The sequence below is a fragment of the Pseudomonas sp. GD03842 genome (assembly GCF_029841165.1).
GTDB lineage: Bacteria > Pseudomonadota > Gammaproteobacteria > Pseudomonadales > Pseudomonadaceae > Aquipseudomonas.
Genome location: NZ_JAOCEA010000020.1, coordinates 17,038 through 34,382, shown reverse-complemented (window position 1 = coordinate 34,382; position 17,345 = coordinate 17,038). Strand labels below are relative to the sequence as shown.

Genomic DNA, 17,345 nt, shown 5'->3' with positions numbered 1-17,345 from the left:
GCAGGTTCAACGTATTTGTCACGGGTCTGGGCCAATGCCGTCAGGATTTCTCCAGATTCGCCAGGATGGTCGAGTGCACGCGCATGCAAACACGCAAGTCTTGCTCGTCGATGCCTTCGAATAGCTCATGGCGCAGCGCGGTGGCAATGGTCTCGATCTTTTCAATCAGAGGCGCAGCGGTGTCGGACAGCAGAATTTTCTTCGCCCGACGATCCTCAACCACGGCTTGGCGCCGGACGAGGCCTTGATTCTCCAGGCTGTCGAGCAGCCGAGCCAATGTCGGACCTTCGACGCCGACACTCTGCGCGAGTTCGCGTTGGGTCGGGGCCTCGTTGAAGCGAGAAAGATGAAGCAGAACCAGCCAGCGCGCCTGGGACAAGCCCAAGTCGGCCAGACGGCGATCAAGCTCGGCTCGCCAGCCTCGGGACAGGTTGGCCAGTTGCATGCCAAAGCGATGTTCTTCAGTCAACGGCATAAGTAACTCAATGGTTAAAGACGATTCCTAATTAATAGGCAGCTAACCATGGAGGCCCTGACGAGGCAAGAGGTGCGACGCGGTGTTTCGTCGCACGAGGGGCTGGCAGACGCGAAGGGGGCGGACCTGCGTAATGATGGACGATGGGCCGTAGAGCGAGCCGAGGTCCACCGGGGCCCCTATGTAGGCGTCAGATCTCGAATTCGGACTGCAACGCGGCCCGAACGCAATACAGCACGCCCTCCGGTACGCGCCCGGCGAACAGGCTGGCAATGGAAGAAACGGGCGGCAACTCCCCTTCGCCATCCAGAAACGCATCCTGGATCTCCCCGAGCAGGTTTTCAGGCAAGTCCAGCGCCTGCTGCAACGACAATTGCTGATTGCCCACCGCCTCGGCCAGCATCGCGTAGACATTCTTTTCAGAGCACTGCAGCTGACCGGCGATCTGGGTCGGCGTCATGCCCGCCCGCGCAAGGCTGATCAGCTCATGCCGCAGATCGGTCACGGTACGCGCCGCCGGAGCGCCCCCACCCAGGACTTCCAGGAACGCCGCACCGTATCGCTCCAGCTTGCGCGCCCCCACACCGCTGACTCGCGCCATGTCGGCCATCGTTGCAGGCTGGCTGCGCAGCATCTCCAGCAAGGTCGAGTCCGGGAAGATGACGTAAGGCGGTACCCCATGCTCCTCGGCCAGCTTGCGTCGCAAGGTGCGCAGCGCTTCCCACTGTTCCCGTTCTTCGCCGCGCACCAGTTGGCTGGCAGGGCTCCCGGCCGCCTTGGGCGTGGTTTGCGGTTTGAGGTCGCGGCGCAACTGCAGGGTGACCTCGCCGCGCAGCAAGGGGCGACAGGCATCGGTCAAGCGCAGGCCGCCATAGCCCTCCAGGTCCGTGTCGGCCAGCCCCCGGGCCACCAACTGACGGAACAACGAGCGCCACTCGCCTTCGCTGCGGCCCTTGCCTACACCGAACACAGCGAGTTTCTCATGGCCAAAACTCTGCACCTTGTCGTTTGCCTTGCCCAACAAGACGTCCACCAGATGACCGACACCGTAGCGCTGGCCCGTGCGGTAGATCGCCGACAGCGCCTGACGGGCTGGCTCGGTCGCATCCCAGGTCTGTACGTCGTCGACACAGTTGTCGCAATGGCCGCAAGGATTGGGCATGTCTTCATCGAAATAGGCCAGCAAGGCCTGACGCCGACAGCGGGTCTCTTCGCACAGCGACAACATCGCGTCGAGCTTGTGTTGTTCGACGCGCTTGTGCCGCTCGTCACCTTCGGAGTTCTGCAGCATCTGCTTGAGCATCACCACGTCTTGCAGACCGTAGGCCATCCACGCATCCGCGGGCAGGCCGTCCCGCCCTGCCCGCCCGGTTTCCTGGTAATAGGCTTCCAGAGACTTGGGCAAATCCATGTGTGCGACGAACCGCACATTGGGCTTATCGATGCCCATGCCAAAGGCGATGGTCGCCACCATGATCAGCCCCTCTTCATTGAGGAAACGACGCTGGTTGTCGGCGCGGACATCGATGGGCAAGCCGGCGTGATACGGCAGGGCTGGATAGCCGTTATCACTGAGAAAAGCGGCAGTCTCTTCGACCTTCTTGCGCGACAGGCAGTAAACAATCCCCGCATCGCTGCGCCGCTCGGAGAGAAACGCCAGCAACTGTTTGCGCGGCTGTTCCTTGGGCACGATGCGATAAAAGATGTTGGGCCGGTCGAAGCTCGACAGGAAACGCTCGGCATTCTGCAGGTGCAGCCGCGTGACGATTTCTTCCCGGGTGCGTTTGTCGGCAGTGGCGGTCAGCGCAATGCGGGGCACGTTGGGGAACAGCTCGGCGAGTTGCCCCAGTTGCAGGTATTCCGGACGAAAGTCGTGCCCCCACTGCGACACGCAATGCGCCTCGTCGATGGCGAACAGAGCGATGTTGAGACTCTGCAAGAACGCCAGCATGCGCGGCTGGACCAGACGCTCCGGCGCCAGGTAGAGCATTTTCAGCTCGCCCCGACGAAGCCGATGGGCCAGCTCCCGCTGCTGTTCGGGGCTGAGCGTGGAGTTCAACGCCGCCGCGGGCACTCCCAGCTCGTCGAGGGTGGCGACCTGGTCATCCATCAGCGCGATCAGTGGCGAAACGACGACCGCGAGCCCGTCGCGCAGTAAACCAGGCACCTGAAAACAGAGCGATTTACCGCCCCCGGTCGGCATCAGCACCAATGCATCACCGCCACTGGCCACGCGCTCGATAATGGCACCCTGGCGACCACGAAAACTGTCATAGCCGAAGATGTCTTTAAGTACGCGTTGAGCCTGGTCGAGCATAGATACCCCGGATGGTGCCACTGAAGCGGGCGTGCAATCGCCGGCGCCATTGCAAAGCGCGGCAGTATACCGGAGCGCCCGGGCAGATAGGACAGCCGTGACACCGGCGGTCGAAATTTGCAGGAATCCAGCTGACATCGGCCTCTGCGCTGGCATCTGCGGCCCCCAGCGCCTAGAATTCAGCATCGTTTCTTTCCAAGGTAGTCTTTCAATGTCCTTCGCTGAGCAATTACACCGCCTGCAAGCCTTCCTCGACGCCGATGAGCTGCATGACGAAGCGCTGGACTACGTCGCCGCCCACGGCTATCTGACCGCGCTGTCGATCTGTGCGGAAACCGTGCCGGATCGCGAGTGGATCGACGCGCTGTTCGCCGAACCGCCGCACTACGCCGATCAGGCCCAGCGTGAGGAAATCGAATCGACGCTGATCCAGCTCAAGGCCCACATCGCCCGTCAACTGGCATCGGATGAAGAATTCGAGTTGCCTTGCGACCTGGATCTCGGCGATGAGCCGGACGACTCCGACCTGCGTGGCTGGTGCATCGGTTTCATGGAAGGTGTGTTCCTGCGTGAAGCGGCCTGGTTCGAGAACGACGAGGAAGAAGTCAGCGAGATGTTGTTGCCGATTATGGTCGGGTCCGGGCTGTTCGACGAACAGGCTGAGTTCGCCGATATCGCCGCCGACGCCAACCTGATGGATGACATGATCGTGCAGATTCCCGAAGCGCTGTCCGCACTGTTCTTGCTGCTGCACGCGCCGGATGAAAAACCGGCCATTCTCAAACCCCGCCACCACTGAGTCAGCGCCTATGGCGCACAGCGGTCCCCATGACGCCACTCCCCGTACGAGCCGGTCCCGGCCCGTACGGCTTCTTCTGCTGGGGATCGGTTGGCTGAGCATTGCGTTGGGGGTGATCGGTATTTTTCTCCCGGTGCTGCCCACCACGCCTTTTCTGCTGCTCGCCGCCGCCTGTTTTGCCCGCAGCTCTCCGCGTTTTTACCAGTGGTTGGTCAACCATCCTCGTTTGGGGCCATGGATTCGGGGTTATCTGAGCGGCAATGGGATGCCGCTCAAGGCCAAGGTCTATGCCATTGGGTTGATGTGGGTCAGTATCGGCGTGTCTTGCTGGCTGGTGCCGTCGATCTGGGCGCGGGTGTTCATGCTGGTGTCGGCGGTCGGGGTGACGGTTTTCATCCTGCGGCAGAAGACATTGCGTTCTTGAGTTCACCTTTGCGCCAGCGATTTTCACGCCTTCTCCCACTTGGCCGAATGTGATTTGCGCGCAGGCTGGAGGACGGTGTACGCGGTGTCGCCGGTCTGTACATCCTCAAAATGAATGATGGCTTCGGCATCTTCTAAAAACGGGTTTAAAGGTCGTTTCCCCGCAATCGAGTGAAATGATCGCGTAAAGCATTAACACTCAGGGGAATGTGCAGACAGCCCCCTTAACCCTGCCATAGGCATCGATCCCCCCTCTCAGAACCTGCCAACCAGACAAGGTCCACGCCCGAAGCTGATCAGCCTGCACCCAAGTCGCTTTCGGCGGCGTCTGGGCTCGCATCACGAGAAAGGGTGCGGTGTTCAAGGCCACACCGCCGGCCCTTGTGATCAAACCGTGTCCACCTTCAACGAATGGTCCCCCAGCATGCCGTTGATGATCGACGCAGTGTCGTGCCCGGCCGCGACCATCCCGCCTGCCCCCGGCGATACGCCGTACTGTTGCGCCAGGTTCACCCCCGCCAGGTCGATGGTTTGCGTTGTCGCACCGCCGGCAACACTGCTGACATCAATGGTCGAGACCAACGATGCACCGTTACCGCTGACGCTGAAGTGCAGGAAGTTTTCCAGCGAGTTGGCGTCGCCATGCTCCCCTTGCAACAACTGCGACAAATCCAGCTTGTCGATACCGAAGTGGAAGTCGGTGATGGTGTCGTGCCCGGTGTTGCCGGCCTGATAAAGGAAGGTGTCGTGTCCGGGACCACCGGTCAGCACATTGTTGCCTGGCCCGCCGATCAGGATGTCGTCCCCTGCCCCACCGTTCAGCACGTCGTTGCCCAGGCCACCGTTCAGGAGGTTGGCGCCCTGGTCGCCCGTCAGGTGATCGTCGTAGTTCGAACCGATCAGGTTCTGAATATTGACCAGCGTATCGGTGCCGGCTCCACCCGTGTGCTGAGGTCCGACCTCGGCAGTGCTCACGGTCACACCCGCCGTCGCCAAGGAATAATTGGCGGTGTTGTTGCCTGCTCCACCGTCGAGCAGATCGTTGCCCGACCCGCTGAACAACGTGTCGTCACCGTTATCACCGAACAGCTCGTTGGTCCCAGGCCCGGCCACCAGCACATCGTTGCCGTCGCCACCGTGCAAGTGACTGTCGGCCGCACCGACCAACACGTCATCGCCGGTCGTCCCCAGCACGGTGTGGCCGTCCTGATGAGCGATGGTCAGCGCCGCCGTGCTGCTGCCGCTGTGAGGATCGGTGACCGTGTAAGTGCTATGGACATCGGGAGTGGTATTGACGGCGGCGTAGTCGATGGTGAGGTTCAGGGTGTAATGCTCCTTCACCCCCGGATCGGCCTGATTGACCACGATCAGCCGATAAACCCCCTCTTCGGTCGCGGTGAAGGTGCCGCCGTCGGCGATGCCATGGTAGGCACCGTCTTCGAACGTCCACGCCATGCCCACCACGTCATTAGTCAGGTTGTGATCGACGGTCACGGTTTCGCCGGCTCTGAGGTGGACGCTGTAAAGATCTTGAGCGTTGGAAGGCGCGCCATTGACCGCCCCCAGGTAGCCACTGATCACCAGCATCGCCGTGGTGGCGGTGTTGTTGAAGAAGTCACTGCGGTCAAGGTTTTTCAGCTGATTGCTGTGCTTGTCCTGCGTCCCGGCAAAGCCGATGGTTTTAACCGCGCTGGCGGTGAAATCCGCGCCTTTGGCGGTCCAGCCGGTGGTGAAGACGCTTGGCGAGGCGGTGAGTGTGCCACCATTGCCAGCCATGTCGTTGGCCGCCAGTGCGGCGCCGGGGATCACGATGCTCGACCCGCTCTGATTGGTGATGACATGGTCGGCCACTGCGACAGGCGCCTCATAGACAGGCGGCGGCACGATCTGCACGTTCAGGTTGGCCGCTGCCAAGTCGCCGTCGTTGTCACTGAGTACATAGTGAATGTTTTCGGTGGCTTCATGATTCAACCCGGCCGCAGGCGTATAGCGGTAGTCACCCGTGTTCATGTTCAACACCAGGGTGCCGTGCTCGCCGATCACCGTCAGGGTGTGGCTCTGGCTGTCGAAGCTGGCGGTGGCTTCTCCCCCGCTGCTGACTACCGCGCCCTGGTGCTGGTTCGCCTTCGGGTCATAGGTGTAGGTGGTGCCATCGACGCTGACGGACTTGATGAACCCTTGATCCGCGCCAAACGTCCCGCCTTGCAGCAGGCTGCCCTGAATTCCGCCCTGGACTGTCCCGCTGAGTACGACGTGCAATTGCCCCAGGTCCGTGACGATCAGGGCGTTGCTGTCGGTGCCGATGGCGCCGTTGTACGCCACCGGGTTCAAGTACGTGCTGCTGACCTCGGTGCCCACGCCAATGGCGAAAGCGTTGATGTGGTGGGTTTCGAGGAAGGTGGTCCAGGCCTGTTCTTCACCGGTATCGATGCCGTCGCCGCGAGCCGGATTGGGCACATGGCTGGGGTCGGCATGTTGGGTGGACAACGTCGGGTTACCGTCCGAGAAGAAATAAGCGAGGTTCTGCGCCCCTGCAATGGCGCCTTTCTCGACGAACGCTTGCTGCGCAGCGGCCAGAGCGGCGTCGTAGTTCGTCCCATTGCCGGCCTGCAGCGCGATGACCATCGCTTTAGCGGTGGCGACATCGACCCACTCATTGCTGCCGATGTGGGCCTGACTGTTGAATGTCACCAGTTGCACGCGCACGTCGCCCAAGGCTTCGTATTGGTTCAGCAGGCCGATGATGGCCTGCTTTTCCAGGGCCAGCCGGGAAAGGCCATTGACCCCCGAGGGCTGGTTCATGCTGGCCGAGTTGTCGACGATGAGCATGAGGTTGGTGTTGATGCCCTCACTGGTCACGGTTTTTTCGATGCAGGCAGCCTTCGGCTGGTCGTCGACGATATTGACCACGATCTGCGCCGTGGACGCGTGTCCCAGCGAGTCAGTCACCGTGTAGGTGAAGGTGTCGTGGGTGACGTTCGGCCCGTCATTGGCCGATGGCGTGGTTTTGGGTGCCGACGTCAGGGTGTAGGTGTAGCTGCCGTCGGCATTCAGGTGCAGCACCCCGTACTGGCCTTGCGCGGTGCCATTGCTGGTGCCATCAAGGCTGAAAGTCAGCGCGCCGTAGCCGCCATGAGCCGAATCGGCGAGGGTTCCGCTACCGGTTTCCGCGGTGGAGGACGGGTGGCTGCCCGTGACGGTACCAGGCGCCAGATCCTTGCCGTCCTGATGAGTGTCGAGGGCGCTCTCCTTGACAGTGACATCGTGGTCATTGCATGCCACGGGTGGACAAGGAGGCGCCACGTTGACCGTCACCGTGGTGGTGCTGGTGTCGCCATCGGCATCGCGGATGGTGTAGGTGAAGACGTCCTGCTCCCCGTTCGGGCCAACCAGCGCCGGGTTGCTGTGATACGTCGCATTGCCCTGGCTGTCGACGATCAACGTGCCGTACAAGCCGGTGATCACAGTGTTCAGCCCGCTGGCGACCGGCGTCGATGTATCGCCCCCGGCGCGCACCCCTACGATCAAACCACTGGGGCCAGCACCGTCCGCCCCCGCAGAATCGTTGAGCAGCAGGTTGCCGCTCACCTCTCCGCCCGCGGCGACGTTGCCGATGTCGCAATGGGCGTGCGGTGTGTCATCGAGGATCTTGACCACCACGGTGCCATCCGCCACGTCGCCATCGCTGTCCACGGCATGCACGGAAATCGGATCGTTGACCGAGGTGCCGTCACCCTGGTTGTGCGTCTGTGCGCCGTTGAGCGTGTAGGTATAGCTGACCTCGCCGGTTGCAGGGTTGTAACCGGTGATCGTCAGCGTATTGCCTGACGGGAGCGTTATGGATTGAGGCGACGTGATCGGAACGCCGTTTTCGATCACGTTGATGCCACCCACCGTCAGGGTCTGCAATCCATCCGGCGCGCCGATCGTCAGGGTTCCCGTCTGGGTCAACGCGTCAGGGTTCGGGTGCGAGCCGCCCGGCAGATTGCCCTCATCGACGGTGCAGTCGCCCCCACCGAGGGTCACCCCATCGTTGTGATACACGTTGACGGTGACCGTGGTGGTGCTGGTGTCGCCATCGGCGTCGCGGATGGTGTAGGTGAACACGTCCTGCGCATCGCCGGTGCCGCCTGAATTCGGGTTGGCGACGTACGACGCGTTGCCGTTGGCGTCGACGATCAGGGAGCCATACAGGCCCTGGATCACCGTGCCCACGCCTGTGGTCACCGGCGTCGAGGTGTCACCGCCAGCGCGCACGCCGACGATCAGCCCTCCTGCACCCGAGCCATCCGCGCCGGCCTGATCGTTGGCCAGAATGTTGCCGCTGGTCTCGCCCCCTTCTTTCACGTGGCCGATGTCGGCGTTGGCCTGCGGCACGTCGTCGGTGACGTGCACGGTGATGTTGCCATCCGCCACATCGCCGTCCGTATCGACGGCATGCACCGGAATCTGCTCATCGTTGACGGTGCCGTCGCCCTGAGTGTGGGTTTCCGCGCCATTGAGGGTGTAGCTGTAGCTCACTTCGCCAGTCGCCGGGTTAAAGCTGATGACCGTGAACGTGCTGCCGGATGGCAAGGTGACCGACTGCGGCGACGTGATCGCCACGCCGTTTTCGATCACGTTGATGCCGCCGATGGTCAGGGTTTGCAGGCCGTCGGGGGCGTTGATCTTGACGGTGCCGGTCTGGGTCAGGGCTGACGCGTCCGGGTCGCTGCCGTATGGAAGGTGCGCCTCACTGACGGTGCAGTCGCCCCCACCAATGGTCACCCCATCGTTGTGATACACGTTGACGGTGACCGTGGTGGTGCTGGTGTCGCCATCGGCGTCGCGGATGGTGTAGGTGAACACGTCCTGCGCATCGCCGGTGCCGCCTGAATTCGGGTTGGCGACGTACGACGCGTTACCGTTGGCGTCGACGATCAGGGAACCATAGAGGCCCTGGATCACCGTGCCCACGCCTGTGGTCACCGGCGTCGAGGTGTCACCGCCAGCGCGCACGCCGACGATCAGCCCACCCGCACCCGGGCCATCCGCGCCGGCCTGATCGTTGGTCAGAATGTTGCCGCTGGTCTCGCCCCCCTCTTTCACGTGGCCGATGTCGGCATTGGCGTGCGGCACGTCGTCGGTGACGTGCACGGTGATGTTGCCATCCGCCACATCGCCGTCCGTATCGACGGCATGCACCGGAATCTGCTCATCGTTGACGGTGCCGTCGCCCTGATTGTGGGTTTCCGCGCCATTGAGGGTGTAGCTGTAGCTCACTTCGCCAGTCGCCGGGTTAAAGCTGATGACCGTGAACGTGCTGCCGGATGGCAAGGTGACCGACTGCGGCGACGTGATCGCCACGCCGTTTTCGATCACGTTGATGCCGCCGATGGTCAGGGTTTGCAGGCCGTCGGGGGCGTTGATCTTGACGGTGCCGGTCTGGGTCAGGGCTGACGCGTCCGGATTGCTGCCGTTGACCAGGTTTGCCTCACTCAGCGTCACCTGGCTGGCGCTCAACGTGACGCCGTGATCGACCGGAACAGGCGGTGGCTCATTGGGTGGCGTGACGACGGGCGGCCCGTCGGGAGGCGTGACCACAGGAGGCTGGTCGGGAGGCACGATGACCGGAGGCAGCGAGGCGTCAGGCGAACCTTCCACGAACAGCCCCACCTCTGGCTCGGGAATGATGAAGCTTGGGCTGATCCCGGCGGTGGGGAAGCCGATCACCGGCGTCACCACCCCAGCGGTTTCCGTCAACAGCACGAAGGAGTGTCCTCCGCCCAATGCCGTGGGCGAGCCACCGGGATTGGCCGTACCCGCCGCGGGGGCATCGGTGATCTGGCTGGGGTCGGCCCCGGCAGCGATGGCTTGTTGCACTTGCTGCACGTCGGCCAGTTGTTGCTGGCTCGGGGTAACGGCGTCCGGCGTGTCCACATGGGTGGCGTGGTTGGCCAGGATTTGGGGGGTCAGCGGCATGCTGCTGTCGCGCCCCAGGGTCAACTCCCCGCCCTGGGCCAGGCGGACGGCGACCGCACCCGTCGGACCGGTTTGCAGCCGCTCACCGGCGTAGAGCCTGTCGCCCTCGATGACCAGTCGTCGGGTGCCGTCGCCCGCCACTGCGAATACATCGCCTACCACCTGCTTCACCGTACCGATCAATCTGGCCATGACCACTCCCTTGCTGCAAATCTCGAATCGAAAAAAGTTACCTATGTAACATTTTATGTGATTATCTTTGACAAAACTGGCGTAGAGCCAGTATCAAACGACAATTTTATGTCGCTGAATTGTTTCGGGTTTTTCGCTCGAAAAACCCTCCACTCGCCCATCGTCAATTTTCCGTTAAATCACTCATCACTGCGTATAGGCGTCTGTAATTCATTGAATACAGGCGAATCATTGAAATCACATTCGCCTGAAAACAGGAAATGACATAAGTTTTTTTTGGAATAAGGGTTATGAAAAAAACGTCTGAGGTTTTTCAAAAGTTGTTCTTAGCTCAGATGTTACAAACCTGATACGGTTTTCAGCGTCCGTATCGCCGGTTTTTTGGCGAAAGCGCCACGACAATGACCCAGGGAGAAGTTCCATGCGCGATTTGACCCCGCTTTACAGTGCAGTTGTGTTGGCGGTCGCCTGCGCCCAGGCGCAAGCCATGTCTCTGAATCAGGCGATTCAGAACACCCTCGACAATCACCCCGAGATTCACGCCAACGTGAACAACCGATTGTCCGCAGATGAAGACGTGAAGGTCGCCAAGGGCGGCTACCTTCCAACGGTCGACCTGGTGGCGGCCTACGGGCGCGAGCACACTGACAGCCCCACGACGCGAGCCTTCGGCGATCACAACAAGGAAACCCTCAACTACACCCAGTCGGAACTGCGCCTGCGGCAGATGCTGTTCGACGGGTTCAACACCAAGAACGAAGTCGGTAGGACCCAGGCCGTGGTGAACTCGAGGGCGTATTACCTGCGCGGGACCTCGGAGAGCCTCGCCCTGCGGGCAATCGAGGTTTACCTCGAAGTGCTCAAGCGCCGAGAGCTGCTGGATCTGGCAAAGAACAATCTCCAAGCCCATCTGCGGATCAACGACCAGATCGGCTTGCGCAGCAGTCGAGGCATCGGCAGTAACGCCGACAGCGACCAGTCCAAGGCACGCCGCGCGTTGGCTGAGAACAATTTCTATACCGCGCAAGTGGACTTGGCAGACGCCGAAGCAAACTTTTTCAGCGCCGTGGGCAAGATGCCCGACGAGCTCGAAGCGCCAGCCTCGATCAAAGGCGAGGTGCCGGTCAGCCTCAGCGACGCGCGCCAGAGCATGCTGACGAACAACCCTTATCTGAAATCGGCCCAAGCCGACGTCAACGCCGCAGAGAAACAGTACGAAGTGGCCAAGTCGCCGTTCTACCCACGTTTCGATGGCGAACTGGCAGTGGGGGCGAACAACAACATCGCCGGGGAGGAAGGCCACGACAACGAATGGCGTGCCGCGGTAGTGATGAATTACAACCTGTTCAACGGCAATCGCGACAAGGCCCGCCTCAACTCCGACGCGTACAAGACTGGCCAGGCGATGGACATTCGCAACAACGCGTTGCGCATGCTCAACGAGAACCTCTCTCTGGCCTGGAACGCCATGAACAATGCCCGCACCCAGACCCCGATCGCTCGCGAATACGCCGAAACCACGACCAAGGTTCGCGCCGCTTATCAAGATCAGTTCGGCCTGGGCCAGCGCACCCTGCTCGACCTGCTGGACAGCGAAAACGAGCTGTACAACGCCGCCCGCCGATACACCGAGCTGCGCTACACCGAAGAGTTTTCGATGTACCGCGTGCTGGCGACCGAAGGCGAGCTGCTGAGCAAGGCCCGGGTCGTGGTGCCCAGCGCCGCGGTCGCCCTGACCGAAGTCAAAAGCGAAGCCCGTCTGCCCGAGTTGAAGTAACGAAGTAGCGAAGCGCGCGAGCGCTGGGAGAAGTCTGTGACCAGCATGGAATTACCGCCATTTGACCCACGTTCGACCTTCGACGACCCGCTGCTGGATGGCCTGCTCATCCTCTGTCGTCTGCACGACTGCCATGCCAGCCGCACCAGCCTCAGCGCCGGCCTGCCGTTGGCGCAACAATCGCTGAGCGTGGACCTCCTGCCGCGAGCGGCCGCACGGGCCGGTTTGCAGGCACGGATTCTGCGTCGCCAGTTAAGTGCGATCGACGCCCTGAACCTGCCGGTGCTGCTGTTGCTCAAGGGCAATCGATGTGCGGTGCTGTTGCGTTGGGAGGCCGACGGTCGTGCTCTGATCCTGCCCAGCGAAGCAGATGGCGGCGAACAGCGCGTCAGCCGTGAAGCGCTGGAAGCGCTGTACACCGGCCAAGCCCTGTTCGCCCGCCCGCGCCACGAGCTGGAAAACTTGCGCGCGCCGCTGGTGCCGCGCGTCAACGCCTGGTTCCGCGATACCCTGAAACTGTCGCGTTGGCTCTACAGCGATGCCATCCTCGCCAGCCTGCTGATCAACCTGCTGGGGCTGATGGTGCCGCTGTTCGTCATGCAGACCTACGATCGCGTGGTGCCCAACCAGGCCACATCGACGCTGTGGGTGCTGGCAATCGGTCTGCTGATCGGCACAGGCTTCGAACTGACCCTGCGGCTGGTGCGCGCGCATTTGCTCGATCAAGCCGGGAAAAAGACCGATGTGATTCTCTCCGCCACGCTGTTCGAGCGCATCACTGGCATGGCGATGAAGGCGCGCCCGGCGACGGTCGGCGGCTTCGCCCAGAGTATTCATGACTTCCAGGGACTGCGGGAATTCCTCACGGCGGTCACGCTGACCAGCATCATCGACCTGCCCTTCGCCGTGCTGATGCTGGCCGTGATCGGGCTGCTCGGCGTCTGGCTGGTGGTGATTCCACTGGTCGCGTTTCCGCTCACCATCCTATTTGCGTGGCTGATCCAGATGCGACTGCGCGATACCGTGGAACGCAGTCTGGCGCTGGGCGCCGAACGCCAGGCTCTGCTGGTGGAAACCCTTGGCGGGCTGGAAACCCTGAAAGCGTGCGGCGCCGAGAGCGAACGCCAGCACAAGTGGGAGTCGACTCACGGTGCGCTGACCCGCCTGGACAGCCATGCCCGGGACCTGTCAGCGCTGGCCAGTAACGGCACGTTGTTCATCCAGCAATTTTCAGGCATGGCGACCATCGTCGCCGGGGTCTACATCATCATCGCGGGCAACCTGAGCGTCGGCGCGCTGGTCGCCTGTTACATGCTCGGCAGCCGCGTACTCGCTCCACTGGGTCAGATTGCCGGGTTGATCACCCGTTATCAGCAAGCGCAGTTGACCATGAAGAGCACGGATGCACTGATGGCGCTGCCTCAAGAGCGAGACCCCGCTCGGCATCCGCTGCAGCAGACCCAACTCAAGGGTGGAATCGAGGTGATCAAGGCCAGCTTCGCCTACGCAGGCCCGGGCACCGCAGCAGCGCTGCACGACATCAATATCCACGTCAGGCCGGGCGAACGCATTGGCATCATTGGCCGCAGCGGTTCGGGCAAAAGCACGCTGGCGCGGTTGATCATGGGATTTTATTCCCCGGACGAAGGCCATTTGCTGCTGGACGGTCTGGATCTGCGTCAGGTCGATGTGGCGGACTTGCGTCAACAGGTGGGCTACGTGGCCCACGACTTGCCGCTGCTGGCAGGCAGCCTGCGCGACAACCTGACGCTGGGAGCACGGTACGTCACGGATGCGCGCATGTTGGAAGTGGCCGAGTTGACCGGCGTGACGGATCTGGCGCGCAACCACCCACTGGGCTTCGACCGCCCTGTGGGCGAGCGCGGTCAGTTGCTTTCCGGTGGCCAACGTCAGGCTGTACTGCTGGCCCGGGCGCTCTTGCTCGACCCGCCGATCATGCTGCTGGACGAACCGACCAGTCACATGGACAACAGCAGCGAAGACCTCTTGCGCATGAAGCTCGTCGAGCGCATGCAGGGCAAGACCTTGCTGCTGGTCACCCACCGTATGTCGATGCTGAGTCTGGTCGATCGGTTGATCGTTCTGGACAACGGCAGGGTGGTCGCCGACGGCCCTAAAGAACGAGTCGTCGAAGCACTGCGCAAGGGCCGCGTCGGCCCGGCCACGGTTTAAGGAGCGTTCCCCATGACTTCCGCTCAGCGCTATTTCCACCCTGGACGCCAGGTCGACACCGAGTTCATGCCTGAAGTGGCCGGCGTCGCCGCGCAGGACTCATCGCGAGGTTCGCGCATAACGGTCTGGCTAGCCGCTGCGTTGATCGTCAGCGCACTGGTCTGGGCCAAGTTCGCGGTCCTGCAAGAGGTGACCACGGGCGAAGGCAAGGCAATTCCCTCGAGCAAGGTTCAGGTCATTCAGAACCTGGAGGGGGGCATCGTCACCGAAATTTTCGTCCGGGAAGGGCAGATCGTGAACAAAGGCGATACGCTGCTGCGCCTCGACGACACACGTTTTCTCTCGAACAAGGGCGAGAGCGAGGTGGACAGGTACACCCTGATGGCCCAGGTGGACCGGCTCTCGGCGGAATCCGAAGGGCGGCCCTTCAAGCCCTCCGCTGAAGTACTGAGCAAGGCGCCGCAAGTGGCGGCGGACGAGCAAGCGCTGTATGACTCGCGACAACGGCGCCTGGCCAGCGAGCAACGGACGCTGCAGGAGCAATTGCGGCAGAAGACCCAGGAAGTCGCCGAATTTCGCTCCAAACAGGATCAGTACCGCAATCAGTTGGGCTTCATTCAACAGGAACTGAGCATGTCGGCCCCCTTGGTCAACAGTGGGGCTGTCTCTCCCGTGGAGATCATCCGGCTCAAAGGTAAGGCGTCCGAAGCACGGGGCCAAATGGACGCGACCGCGCTGGCCATTCCTCGGGCCGAAGCGGCCATCAGTGAAATCAAAAGCAAGATCCAAGAATCCTTGGACAGCTTCCGCTCGGATGCCGCCAAGGACCTGAACGACAAACGCGCCGACCTGGCCAAGGCCGGCGCCACCCGGATTGCCATCGAAGACCGCGTGAGCCGCACCACTGTCACGTCACCGGTCAAAGGCATCGTCAAGACGCTCAAGGTCAACACCATTGGCGGCGTGGTTCAGCCCGGCAGCGATATGGTGGAAATCGTGCCGCTGGACGACAACCTGCTGATCGAGGCCAAGGTGCGACCACAGGACGTGGCGTTTCTGCACCCTGGCCAGAAAGCCATGGTCAAGTTCAGCGCCTACGACTACACCATCTACGGCGGCCTGCCCGCCAAGCTGGAGCTGATCGGGGCGGACACCACCACGGACGACAAGGGCAATACCTTCTACCTGATCCAGGTCCGGACGGACAAAAACCATTTGGGCAGCGATGACAAACCCTTGCTGATCATTCCGGGCATGGTGGCGACGGTGGACATCATCACCGGTGAAAAGAGCGTGATGGATTACCTGCTCAAACCGGTGCTCAAAGCGCGGACCGAGGCATTGCGGGAGCGGTAAGCCGACGCCCGCATCTGAAACCACTTGTAGGAGCGCGCTTGCCCGCGATAGCGTCATCACACCCAAAATCACCGATGTCTGACACTCCGTCATCGCGGGCAAGCGCGCTCCTACGCCCTTCGGGCAGAAGCAGGCCGAGTCACTTGCCCTTCTTATCTGCTTTCTTGAACGCCGCTTCCAGCGCATCGTTGATCGTGCGCAGCACTTTGACCCGCGCCCAGCGCTTGTCGTTGGCCTCCACCAATGTCCACGGCGCGATCTCGGTACTGGTGCGATCGACCATGTCGCCCACCGCCTGACGGTATTGCGGCCATTTGCTGCGGTTGCGCCAGTCGTCGTCGGTGATTTTGTAGCGTTTGAAAGGGATCTTCTCCCGCGCCTTGAAACGCTCCAGTTGGGTCTTTTCGTCGATGGCCAGCCAGAACTTCACCACCACGATGCCCGCGTCAGTGAGCTGTTCCTCGAAGTCGTTGATCTCGCTGTACGCCCTGAGCCAGTCGGCTTCAGAGCAGAAACCTTCGACCCGCTCCACCAGCACGCGCCCATACCACGAACGGTCGAACACGGTGAACTTGCCTCGCGCTGGAATCTGCCGCCAGAACCGCCACAGATAGGGTTGCGCCAGTTCGTCCTGGCTGGGCGCGGCAATCGGCACAATATGGTATTGCCGCGGATCGAGCGCCCCGGCCACGCGCTTGATCGCTCCCCCCTTGCCCGCAGCGTCGTTGCCCTCGAACACGGCCACCAGCGCATGGCGCCGCATGCGCTTGTCGCGCATCAAACCGGACAGCCTTGCCTGTTCGGCAATCAACTGCTCTTCATAGTCCTCCTTGTCCAGCGACACGGTCATGTCCAGATGGTCCAGCAGACTCGGCTCATCGCTGTGGCCGGGCAGCGGGCCGATGTTGACCAGGTTGGTGTTGCCTTCGGGTGTTTTCAGCGCATTCTGAAGGCCTTCCAACAGCAGGCGTCCCACGGTCAGGCTGCGGTAGTTGGGGTCCAGCCCTTCGATCACGTGCCACGGTGCGTAGTCGCGGCTGGTGCGCCGCAGGACCCGCTCACCGAAGCGTACGAACTTGTCGTAGGTCTTGGATTGCTGCCAGTCCAGCGGGCTGATCCGCCAACTGTGCAGTGGATCATCCTTCAGGGTCTTGAGGCGTTCCTTCATCTGTTTCTTGGACAGGTGAAACCAGAACTTGAAGATCACCGCACCTTCATCGACCAGCATCTTTTCCAGACGCTCGGCAGCATTGATGGCCTGATCCAGCTCTGGATCCTTGAAGCGCTTGTGCACCCGCCCCTGAATCATCTGGCTGTACCAGTTGCCGAAAAAGATGCCAATCCGGCCTTTGGGCGGCAGTTGCCGCCAGTAGCGCCAAACGGGCGGATGGTCCAGCTCTTCATCGGTCTGCTGATCGAAGGTGCGGACCTCGATGTAACGCGGGTCCATCCATTCATTCAGCAGTTTGACCGTTTCGCCCTTGCCCGCCCCTTCGATGCCATTGATCAACACAATGATCTGGCGCTTGCCCTGCTGATGCAGCTCGTACTGGGCCTCGAGCAGCGCTTCTCTGAGGGCCGGGACCGCGGCGTCGTAGGTTTCATCGTCGATGGCATGGCCGATTTCGGCGGATTCGAACATGGGGGGCTCCTGTGCAGATCACTCAAGACTAGGGGCTGTCTGAACGGTATTCCAGTGAAGGCCAGGCAAAGCGGAAACAGCCGATTGGGGCGCGCTTCGTAAAAAACCTGGCCAGGCGAGACGGGCACTGTGGCTTGTGACAACGAATCGCAGCCATGGGTCAATCGGCGCACTGCAACGCGATACGATCGCTGCGTTAAGATAGCGGCC

Annotated in this window: 9 protein-coding genes; 5 read left to right on the top strand and 4 right to left on the bottom strand. The window is 61.8% G+C overall.

Annotation, left to right across the window (positions count from 1 at the left end):
- Nucleotides 1–40: 40 nt before the first annotated feature.
- Together N5D61_RS23215 and recQ are read right to left on the bottom strand one after the other, a co-directional pair.
- The gene (locus tag N5D61_RS23215; protein WP_108240315.1) at nt 41–475 is read right to left on the bottom strand and encodes a MarR family transcriptional regulator; all 435 of its coding nucleotides are present in this window, start codon (nt 473–475) and stop codon (nt 41–43) included.
- Between the two features lie 190 nt (nt 476–665).
- Nucleotides 666–2,792 carry a DNA helicase RecQ gene (recQ, locus tag N5D61_RS23210; protein WP_279894338.1) on the bottom strand — a complete coding sequence of 709 codons (2,127 nt, stop codon included), beginning with the start codon at nt 2,790–2,792 and terminating at the stop codon, nt 666–668.
- 211 nt (nt 2,793–3,003) lie between these two features.
- Between recQ and N5D61_RS23205 the strand changes: the two genes are divergently transcribed.
- Entirely contained in the window at nt 3,004–3,591 is a 588-nt protein-coding gene (locus tag N5D61_RS23205) for a YecA family protein (protein WP_108576101.1), read from the top strand.
- A gap of 10 nt (nt 3,592–3,601) precedes the next feature.
- The gene (locus N5D61_RS23200) at nt 3,602–4,015 is read left to right on the top strand and encodes a YbaN family protein (RefSeq protein ID WP_279894337.1); all 414 of its coding nucleotides are present in this window, start codon (nt 3,602–3,604) and stop codon (nt 4,013–4,015) included.
- 386 nt (nt 4,016–4,401) lie between these two features.
- On the opposite strand, the gene N5D61_RS23195 is transcribed toward N5D61_RS23200, so the two are convergent.
- Nucleotides 4,402–10,167 carry a retention module-containing protein gene (locus N5D61_RS23195; protein ID WP_279894336.1) on the bottom strand — a complete coding sequence of 1,922 codons (5,766 nt, stop codon included), beginning with the start codon at nt 10,165–10,167 and terminating at the stop codon, nt 4,402–4,404.
- Nucleotides 10,168–10,588: 421 nt separating this feature from the next.
- Between N5D61_RS23195 and N5D61_RS23190 the strand changes: the two genes are divergently transcribed.
- The 3 genes from N5D61_RS23190 to N5D61_RS23180 are packed head-to-tail and all read left to right on the top strand — an operon-like array spanning nt 10,589 to nt 15,493.
- Entirely contained in the window at nt 10,589–11,944 is a 1,356-nt protein-coding gene (locus N5D61_RS23190) for a TolC family outer membrane protein (protein WP_279894335.1), read from the top strand.
- A gap of 45 nt (nt 11,945–11,989) precedes the next feature.
- Nucleotides 11,990–14,137, top strand: coding sequence for a type I secretion system permease/ATPase (locus N5D61_RS23185; protein WP_279894334.1), 2,148 nt, complete (start codon nt 11,990–11,992; stop codon nt 14,135–14,137).
- Between the two features lie 12 nt (nt 14,138–14,149).
- The gene (locus N5D61_RS23180; protein ID WP_108235573.1) at nt 14,150–15,493 is read left to right on the top strand and encodes an HlyD family type I secretion periplasmic adaptor subunit; all 1,344 of its coding nucleotides are present in this window, start codon (nt 14,150–14,152) and stop codon (nt 15,491–15,493) included.
- A 139-nt stretch (nt 15,494–15,632) separates the two neighbouring features.
- On the opposite strand, the gene pap is transcribed toward N5D61_RS23180, so the two are convergent.
- Nucleotides 15,633–17,135: a polyphosphate:AMP phosphotransferase gene (gene pap, locus N5D61_RS23175; protein ID WP_279894333.1), complete on the bottom strand. Its 1,503-nt coding sequence runs from the start codon at nt 17,133–17,135 to the stop codon at nt 15,633–15,635.
- Nucleotides 17,136–17,345: the final 210 nt, after the last annotated feature.

Coding starts and splice junctions, on each gene's coding strand:
- pap (WP_279894333.1), bottom strand. CDS start 17,135: ATGTTCGAATCCGCCGAAATCGGCCATGCCATCGACGATGAAACCTAC.
- N5D61_RS23200 (WP_279894337.1), top strand. CDS start 3,602: ATGGCGCACAGCGGTCCCCATGACGCCACTCCCCGTACGAGCCGGTCC.
- N5D61_RS23195 (WP_279894336.1), bottom strand. CDS start 10,167: ATGGCCAGATTGATCGGTACGGTGAAGCAGGTGGTAGGCGATGTATTC.
- N5D61_RS23215 (WP_108240315.1), bottom strand. CDS start 475: ATGCCGTTGACTGAAGAACATCGCTTTGGCATGCAACTGGCCAACCTG.
- N5D61_RS23180 (WP_108235573.1), top strand. CDS start 14,150: ATGACTTCCGCTCAGCGCTATTTCCACCCTGGACGCCAGGTCGACACC.
- N5D61_RS23185 (WP_279894334.1), top strand. CDS start 11,990: ATGGAATTACCGCCATTTGACCCACGTTCGACCTTCGACGACCCGCTG.
- N5D61_RS23190 (WP_279894335.1), top strand. CDS start 10,589: ATGCGCGATTTGACCCCGCTTTACAGTGCAGTTGTGTTGGCGGTCGCC.
- recQ (WP_279894338.1), bottom strand. CDS start 2,792: ATGCTCGACCAGGCTCAACGCGTACTTAAAGACATCTTCGGCTATGAC.
- N5D61_RS23205 (WP_108576101.1), top strand. CDS start 3,004: ATGTCCTTCGCTGAGCAATTACACCGCCTGCAAGCCTTCCTCGACGCC.